The 650-nt window shown below is 64.3% G+C and carries 1 protein-coding gene; it reads left to right on the top strand.

What is annotated here, in order from left to right; all coding sequences use genetic code 11:
- Positions 1 to 131: 131 nt before the first annotated feature.
- The coding region (locus AOK11_RS11805) for a VWA domain-containing protein (RefSeq protein WP_240497305.1) at positions 132 to 650 on the top strand (519 nt) is incomplete at its 3' end.

Here is a 650-nt window from a genome sequence, read left to right as displayed (position 1 = left end):
CCTGACGAAGCTGGAGCGGCAGGCCCCGGGCCTGCTAGCACCAGCTTTGTCAGGCCAGCCAGGCCCTCACAAACCAAGGGATCACGGGACGGCAAGCTGCTGTCTACCTCATCCTGGACCACGACCGGCACATGGAAGAGCTCTACGAGCCGTTCGCCGTGCAGGCTTTCGCCGAACGCGTCCTGGCCCTGTCGGCCAACCTCGACGACGACGGCACGGTGCCGGTCATCTTCTCCAGCGGGAGGGAGCCGTTCCTCGAGGAGATTAGGCTCGACAACTACCACGGCCGTATCGGGCAGCTGCACACACAGGTCGACTGGGGCTGGGGCAACGTGGCCAACGCAATGCGCCGCGCTGTGAGCCACTACCAGGAGTTCGGGGCATCCGATCCCGCCTTCGTGGTCATCCAGGTTGGCGACGAATCATGGGACAAGGCCGAGGTCCGCTCCCTGCTGCAGAACACCGCAGCGCTGGGGGTGTTCTGGCTGTTCGTCGGCTTCGGCCGGGGCAAGCTTGCCTTCTACAAGAACCTCAACGCTTCCGCGTTAGCCACCTTCACCAACGTCGCCTTCTACGACGCCAGCAAGAACCCAGGATCTGTGCCAGGCGAGCAGTTCTACACCGGTCGCATCGACGCTTTCGCCGCCTGG

It is taken from the genome of Streptomyces hirsutus, assembly GCF_001418415.1.
GTDB classification, from domain to species: domain Bacteria; phylum Actinomycetota; class Actinomycetes; order Streptomycetales; family Streptomycetaceae; genus Streptomyces; species Streptomyces hirsutus.
The sequence above is the reverse complement of the archived record's forward strand: the minus strand, read 5'-3'. Positions and strand labels throughout refer to the sequence as shown.